At 40.9% G+C, this 530-nt stretch carries 1 protein-coding gene; it reads left to right on the top strand.

Annotation, left to right across the window (positions count from 1 at the left end):
- Positions 1 to 530, top strand: a 530-nt coding sequence (locus tag RR876_RS17290) for a TonB-dependent receptor (protein ID WP_332637215.1), incomplete at both ends; no start/stop codon positions are given.

Raw genomic sequence — 530 nt, 5'->3', positions numbered from 1 at the left:
TGGAATTTGAGTCTTATGGGGCTTTCGGTGAACTGAGTTATGTATTCAATGATCAGCATAAACTGGTGACAGGTGCACGCGTCGATCAAGCGAAGATCGATAACTTAGCTACGGATACAGAGCGTAAAGAAACCTTGCCAAGTGGTTTTATTCGAGTCGAAAGTGAACTTGCGGAACATGTTAAAACATATGCAGGATTGGGTTATGTAGAGCGTGTGCCTGATTATTGGGAATTGTTTAGTACCAAATACCATCAAAGTGCAGGTACGACCTTTGCTGATTTAGAGAATGAAAAAACCGCACAGTTTGATGCAGGTTATCAATATGAACAGGGTGCATTTAAATCATGGGCTTCGGTTTATGCAGGCTTAATTCAAGATTATATTTTGGTTAAATATGTGGAAACTAAAAACCCAAAAAACCAAAAAGAGGAGTTGAAAGCTTACACGCGTAATGTCGATGCAACCATTGCAGGTGCTGAAGCAGGTGTGGCTTACCAGTTGACGGATCAAATTCAAGCGGACATCAGT

The organism is Acinetobacter sp. (genome assembly GCF_036666595.1).
In the GTDB taxonomy this organism is placed as follows: domain Bacteria; phylum Pseudomonadota; class Gammaproteobacteria; order Pseudomonadales; family Moraxellaceae; genus Acinetobacter.
This window is presented reverse-complemented; position numbering and strand designations above follow the sequence as displayed.